Consider the following 5,966-nt stretch of genomic DNA (forward strand, 5'->3'; position numbering starts at 1 on the left):
AGAGGATGTCTGAGAAGTAAGAAAGCCCACATAACGGTATCCTGTCAGTAGAAAAAATACTTAAGTATGACAGCGTTATGAGAGCTATGAATCCATCGTACCCAAGTAATCTGACTTTAGAACAGTGGGAAATACTATCAGGACTAATTCCTAAGCCAAAAAGCGGTGGTCGAAAACGTAGTGTCGATATGCAGGCGATCGTTAATGCCATCCTATACATATTATGTGCGGGTTGCGCGTGGCGAATGCTGCCAAACGATTTCCCCAAGTGGAAAACTGTGTACCATTATTTCCGACAGTGGCGTAAGGACGGAACGTGGCAGCAAATCCATGAGCGATTACGCTTGTGGGTACGTGTCAGCCAAAATCGAGAACCATCTCCATCAGAAGCGATTATGGATAGCCAAACAGTTGAAACTGGGACGATGGTGTCAAAAGATGTCGGTTTCGACTCAGGTAAAAAAATTAAAGGGCGTAAGCGGCATATTATTGTTGATACTTTGGGCTTAGTGATCGTTGTAGTCATCACAGCCGCTTCAGTAAGTGAGCAAGCAGGGGCAAAACAAGTTCTCTCAAAACTTAATTCTAGACGCGATCGCCTGGGTAGATTAATTCAGATTTGGGTTGATGGAGGGTATCGCGGCAAGAATTTTAGCCATTGGGTAATTGATGTTTATCGCTGGATTTGGAGCGTTGTAACACGTCATCAAGAACAAAAAGGCTTTGTCGTATTGCCCAAACGTTGGCTTGTAGAAAGGACTTTTGGTTGGTTCAACTGGTGCCGAAGGTTAAGTAAAGATTATGAAATTTTACCTGAAACAACAGAGGCTTTTATTTATGTCGCTATGATTCGTTTAATGCTCAAGCAACTTGCGTGATTAAAATCACCTATCAAGAACTTTTCAGACATCCTCTCAGACAGAACCAAGAATTTTTGACCGAAATCATTGCGCATTCCTTGTATTCCCCGATCTCTTGCTCCCATCTCAATGCTATGGTGAGCTTCACAGAGATTTACACAGCTTTTGCGTAAAAAATCCTCTCTGGAATGTAGGAATAAAGGAAACAACTAAAATAATGCCCTTAAAAATGAGACTAGGATTATTAGGTCAAGTATTGGTAGGAGCTAAAGTTTGTAGCGTAGCTGCATTCATTATTTCTGCATCTGTGGCAACTGCAACTGTCTCTCCAACGCAGATCGATCCAAGCAATGTCACCAGAACTTCTCAAGATGCAGCGATCGCAGCCAATGACTTTTATAATCAGGGAATCAAAAAATACAATCAAGGAGATTTAGAAGGTGCGATCGCTGCTTTTTCAAAAGCGATTGGACTTAATCCCCAGAATGCACTCATCTACGTCAATCGGGGGTATACTCGCTATGACTTGGGAGATAAACAAGGGTCTATTGAGGATTTCACCACAGCAATCCGCCTCAATCCTCAAGATGCTCTTGCTTACCTTAATCGGGGTTTAAGTCGCTATGACTTAGGAGACAAAAAAGGAGCAGCAGAAGATTATACCGCAGCAATTCGCCTCAATCCCCAAGATGCTCGTGCCTATCACAATCGAGGTCTTGCTCGTGAAGATGTGGGAGATAAAAAAGGAGCTATAGAAGATTATACCGCAGCAATTCGTCTCGAACCCAATGATGTTCTTGCCTATGTAGGTCGGGGAAATGTCCGCGATAAGCAAGGAGACAAACACGGCGCAATCAAAGATTACAACCAAGCCATTCGCCTCGATCCTGAAGAACCTTTCGCATACTACAACCGAGCAATTACCCGTTATAGCTTAAGAGATACCAGTGGGGCAATAGAAGACTTTGAGAAAGCCGCAGACTTATTTTTGCAACAAGGAGACACTGCATCTTATCAACAAGTCTTAGACATGATTGCAAATGTTAAGCGGCAGAAAGCCAAAATTGTTGTTGCTATTTAATATAGTTTCATAAACCAACGCAATTTGTTTTATGTTTCCATAGTAACTGCAACATTTTTACTGTAATATTCTATTTGTTTATAAACGCTAATAATGCTGTTGCCAATTACAAAAAATGTGCCTTCTTGCTCATCTTTGGAAAACTGCAAATGGGGATATTGAGCAGCAATTTCTTGAGCAGTCATAGCTTTGGCGTCCATTTCCCTCGGTAAATTTCCAGTAGAACCGATGTAAAATACCAAAGGGCTAACTTTATCTCGATAGATTTCTGAAGCAAACTCCTTTAGCTTGTTATTCGCGGCAAAGAGTGCTGTAACCATTTCTTCTTCACTGACAGTGTTACCGTTACGGTGTTCTTGCAATACCTGCACTAAACTATCAGCACCAACTTTGGTAAGAGTATCAACAACAATATCGTTATTGTCCAGTCCGAGAAAGTCGTCAAAAATCTGTTTCATGAACTCATCCACTGGAGTAATTTTGATGCGAGATGACAATTGCTTGTGTCTGAAAGCAATATTTTCATGAAAAGCTATCTCAAACTTAGGCTTTGCAATAATTTCCCCAGTTTTTTTGTCATAAACCTGATACATTCTGTTCAGAAACTTATTAGCAGAATGCAACTTACCCAAGTTAAGAATGTCTTGGCTGCCGATATTGATTTTATAACTAACTCGTGCCTCGACTGTGCCGTTAGCTAGAGCTTCCTGAATGTCGCTATATTCGTTGGTTGTGGGAAAGTTGATGTAAATATTTTTGGAGAAATAATAATTTTTCAACTCATCCAGTTGTTCTGATAAAAAGACATCAGACTTATCTTTTAAGTAAGCGGAAATGATACTAGAAATTACTTTGATTTTTGCAAGTTGGTAGAAGACACCATCAATACTACTGTAATGTCCATCAGAAGGTACAAGAGGTAAATTGTCTAGCCTGATAGTATACTCACGTCGAAAGTCAAATTCTTGATCTACTACTACACCTTTTTCTTTTAGCAAGTCAAACGTTTTTTTACTGCTAATTTTGACTTGCAGTGACTTTATATTGATTTTGCCGTCACTAACAATAGTGTAATTGTTAAAACTAGTTAAGTCATTCACTAGCAAACCCGCAACTTCAAGAATAGGTGTTTTGTCTTCGACTTTAACAAGTCTGACTTTGCGGGTGATGAGCATGTTAATAGTGGCAGTGTTGCGGTTCAATGAAAACGAACCCATGCCTACATACTCAACATTGTCTCTATATTCCGTCCTGAGCCACGGTGTAGTAAGGTTGTTGTTATCATCTCTAAAACCCTGAACACGTTTGATACTTTTTCTTTGATAATTGTTTTGTAAATGCTTGATATTAATGATGATGTGGTTACAATGTTCCTCGAAGATTTTTATCAATTCCAGCAGGGAACATTTCTTATTTAATTCAAACTTTTCAATGCGATCAAATTTATTTGTTGCAGTTTGATTTGTCATTGTGAGAATTACCCTGGCAAAGTGAACGACAAATATTATTTTTTACATCTTGCACGCTTATGCAATAGCTTGGAGGCAGCAGCCCACCACCCTTGTTACTAGGTTGAACCTAGTAACGAGAATTCTACTCAAAGGGTGCATTTCTATTTTTGTAGTTTTGCTTTGTGTAGTTATCGTTGCATTTATGGAAAAGTTATAGTGGGCATTTATCTACTACAGAGATTGGGCATAACCTTGTAAATTCGCATCACACATTTGATGCTCATCATAAAATAGTACTATTGTACTATAAAAGTTGTCAGGTTGCTAGTTCATATAACAGCTACGTGCTATAACCAAGTGGAAGATTAGCTGCTAGCAATGAGCAAATGTGCGATCGCATTCGGTAAAAACGAGAAAATAAGGAAAAGCTGGGCGTCTGTGACACCAAGCACAATTGCAGTTAGAGAATTCGTCTACTGTTTTTCGAGGGTATGAAAACCTTGTTGAGCAATTATAAACCGCCGCGATCGCGCTCTAGGTCATAAATAACCTTCTCAAAATACCAATCTGTTGTTCTGTTTGGATTCTTTAGCTTTGCCTGAGTTAAAAGTCGCTTTGCTGCTTCCCTATCGTCATGCAACAAGTTTAGAAGTTTCCTTTGCAGTTTGCGGCTACCCTGGTCAAGATTAAAGATGGAAGTTTGTTTACCCTCAAATGAGAAACTATCTGTAGTACTTCCTTTATTATTCTCTGTTTCTCTCAAAGCTAAACTAACAGCAATACCACCACCTACTGCCCCTGCTGCTATCAACCACAGCGTAGGTTTACTAACTTGTTCTGTTACTACTATGGGAGTTGTAGAATTAGAATCTGCAAGTAGTGTTGCGCTTTGATCAACTCGCTGTGCAATCGTGGGTGAAAGCTGAACTGCTAAAAGACTGGATACGACTCCAGCAGCCAAAACTTTAAAAGCATCTATGGACTTGTGAATAGAAAAACTGTGAAACATCTGCGAACAAAAAGAGTCAAAAACTATTGTTAATCCTATACTTCTAGTTTGTTTGATAAATATGACAGCAGTATGTCAATCCTTTCAAAAAAATGCGATCGCCCGTATAAGTTTCGATAGGTTTACGAGCAACCCTTTTCATCAGGCAACTAACTGTGCCGGGTATAGGGTACCCTAGAACGTCGGTTCAGTATTCAGAAATTGTCTTTATGGGCGATGCACAAACTAAAAGTGCAGTTGTTAAACAATATCAAAAGTAAAACAAACTACTAATCGTAAATTCTGGGTAAATGAAAAAAGTCTTAATCTTCTGTGTTGTTGCTTTCGGGCTTTGTGCTAGCACAGTTGCAGTTGCTTCCCGCAGTACAGCCAATAACGAAATAACTTTAGCCAACAGGAATCTTCTGTTTGCTGAAAATACAGCCAACACTGAAGAATTTATTGCTCTTGGTACAGAACCATTTTGGAGCGTTACGGTAACTAAGAAGAGTGGAATTGTTTACTCTTCACCAGAAAATCGAAAACTCACCTTCCCATACGTTGCACCATTAAAAGCAGCAGGGCGTCCTCCAGACTTACTACGAGTGTACCGATTGAGAGGGAGAGCTAACAATATGCTAATCATCAAAAAAGTAAATGCCTGTAGCGATGGCATGTCAGACAAAAATTATCCTTACTCAGCAACCCTAATCTTGGGTAATACGGTTTTAGAAGGTTGTGCCGAGAACAAATGATTAGGCATAATTCTTCAAGTAGAGGAAAGAAGTCATCCTAAATGCCTATACTGCTATTACCAAGCAATAATTTGATCAGCCCCTAGTCTTAGACCTGCTAGGAGCTTTTTCTTAACTTCTTATCCACCCCTATTGGGGTATATATCAAAAGAAATTTCAACTGCTCAACTATTCCTTAAGGCTAAAAACAATTAGTTCTGTTGGCAGATTGAATACAAATGTTTCGATTGTTAATCTGTACTTGTTAGTGAAAAACCTTTACAAAATTAACAACAATGAACATTCTTGCTTGGATTGTTTTAGGTCTAATTGCTGGCGCGATCGCCAAAGCTATCTATCCTGGTCATCAAGGCGGTGGCATTCTGGGGACAATTATATTAGGAATCATTGGTGCTTTCGTTGGTGGTAGCTTAGGCGTATTTTTTCAGACGGGAACCTTTACCTTAACGGCTACTACTTTTAGCATCCCGGGTATTTTGGTAGCAATCCTTGGTGCAATCGTTGCTATCTTCTTGTGGAACTTGTTAACCCGCCGTAGTGCCGCGTAAGAAATTAAATTTCAATCGATTTATACTAAAGTTCAGGGAATTCATTTCAGTATTATTATCTCCCTGAATTAAATTAAAAACATAGCGCTTACCTGGAGTTGGGCGAGCGCTATTATTATGATTGGTTTTCAACAATTAAAGGCGATCGCACTGTATAATTCAGCCTAAGGGACTTCCAAATAAAAAAACATACAATTTTTCTTGTGGGGTGGACATCCTGTCCGCCCATAACCAAGGGCGGGCGAGACGCCCACTCCACAAGAAGGGATAATTTATTTCTTGG

6 protein-coding genes are annotated in these 5,966 nt (G+C 39.6%); 4 read left to right on the forward strand and 2 right to left on the reverse strand.

Annotated elements, in window-relative coordinates; translation table 11 throughout:
- Positions 1 to 86 precede the first annotated feature (86 nt).
- On the forward strand, positions 87 to 878 hold the full coding sequence (locus HXY43_RS14980) for an IS5 family transposase (protein WP_290884153.1): 792 nt from the start codon (positions 87 to 89) through the stop codon (positions 876 to 878).
- A gap of 199 nt (positions 879 to 1,077) precedes the next feature.
- A complete protein-coding gene (locus tag HXY43_RS14985; protein ID WP_290884155.1) occupies positions 1,078 to 1,941 on the forward strand; it encodes a tetratricopeptide repeat protein in 864 nt (287 codons plus the stop codon).
- A gap of 29 nt (positions 1,942 to 1,970) precedes the next feature.
- On the opposite strand, the gene HXY43_RS14990 is transcribed toward HXY43_RS14985, so the two are convergent.
- Both HXY43_RS14990 and HXY43_RS14995 read right to left on the reverse strand, forming a co-directional pair.
- Positions 1,971 to 3,410 (reverse strand): hypothetical protein, encoded by a 1,440-nt coding sequence (locus HXY43_RS14990; protein ID WP_290884157.1) that lies wholly within the window; start codon positions 3,408 to 3,410, stop codon positions 1,971 to 1,973.
- Between the two features lie 493 nt (positions 3,411 to 3,903).
- Positions 3,904 to 4,401, reverse strand: coding sequence for a hypothetical protein (locus HXY43_RS14995; RefSeq protein WP_290884159.1), 498 nt, complete (start codon positions 4,399 to 4,401; stop codon positions 3,904 to 3,906).
- 290 nt (positions 4,402 to 4,691) lie between these two features.
- On the opposite strand from HXY43_RS14995, the gene HXY43_RS15000 reads away from it, so the two are divergent.
- The gene (locus HXY43_RS15000) at positions 4,692 to 5,135 is read left to right on the forward strand and encodes a hypothetical protein (RefSeq protein WP_290884161.1); all 444 of its coding nucleotides are present in this window, start codon (positions 4,692 to 4,694) and stop codon (positions 5,133 to 5,135) included.
- Between the two features lie 275 nt (positions 5,136 to 5,410).
- Positions 5,411 to 5,683 carry a GlsB/YeaQ/YmgE family stress response membrane protein gene (locus HXY43_RS15005; protein WP_290884163.1) on the forward strand — a complete coding sequence of 91 codons (273 nt, stop codon included), beginning with the start codon at positions 5,411 to 5,413 and terminating at the stop codon, positions 5,681 to 5,683.
- Positions 5,684 to 5,966 lie beyond the last annotated feature (283 nt).

It is taken from the genome of Fischerella sp. (assembly GCF_013388695.1).
GTDB lineage: Bacteria > Cyanobacteriota > Cyanobacteriia > Cyanobacteriales > Nostocaceae > PCC9605.

Bases quoted from the DNA above. Each gene is read 5' to 3' on its own strand.
- HXY43_RS14980 (WP_290884153.1), top strand. From the start codon at position 87: ATGAATCCATCGTACCCAAGTAATCTGACTTTAGAACAGTGGGAAATA.
- HXY43_RS14985 (WP_290884155.1), top strand. From the start codon at position 1,078: ATGCCCTTAAAAATGAGACTAGGATTATTAGGTCAAGTATTGGTAGGA.
- HXY43_RS14990 (WP_290884157.1), bottom strand. From the start codon at position 3,410: ATGACAAATCAAACTGCAACAAATAAATTTGATCGCATTGAAAAGTTT.
- HXY43_RS14995 (WP_290884159.1), bottom strand. From the start codon at position 4,401: ATGTTTCACAGTTTTTCTATTCACAAGTCCATAGATGCTTTTAAAGTT.
- HXY43_RS15000 (WP_290884161.1), top strand. From the start codon at position 4,692: ATGAAAAAAGTCTTAATCTTCTGTGTTGTTGCTTTCGGGCTTTGTGCT.
- HXY43_RS15005 (WP_290884163.1), top strand. From the start codon at position 5,411: ATGAACATTCTTGCTTGGATTGTTTTAGGTCTAATTGCTGGCGCGATC.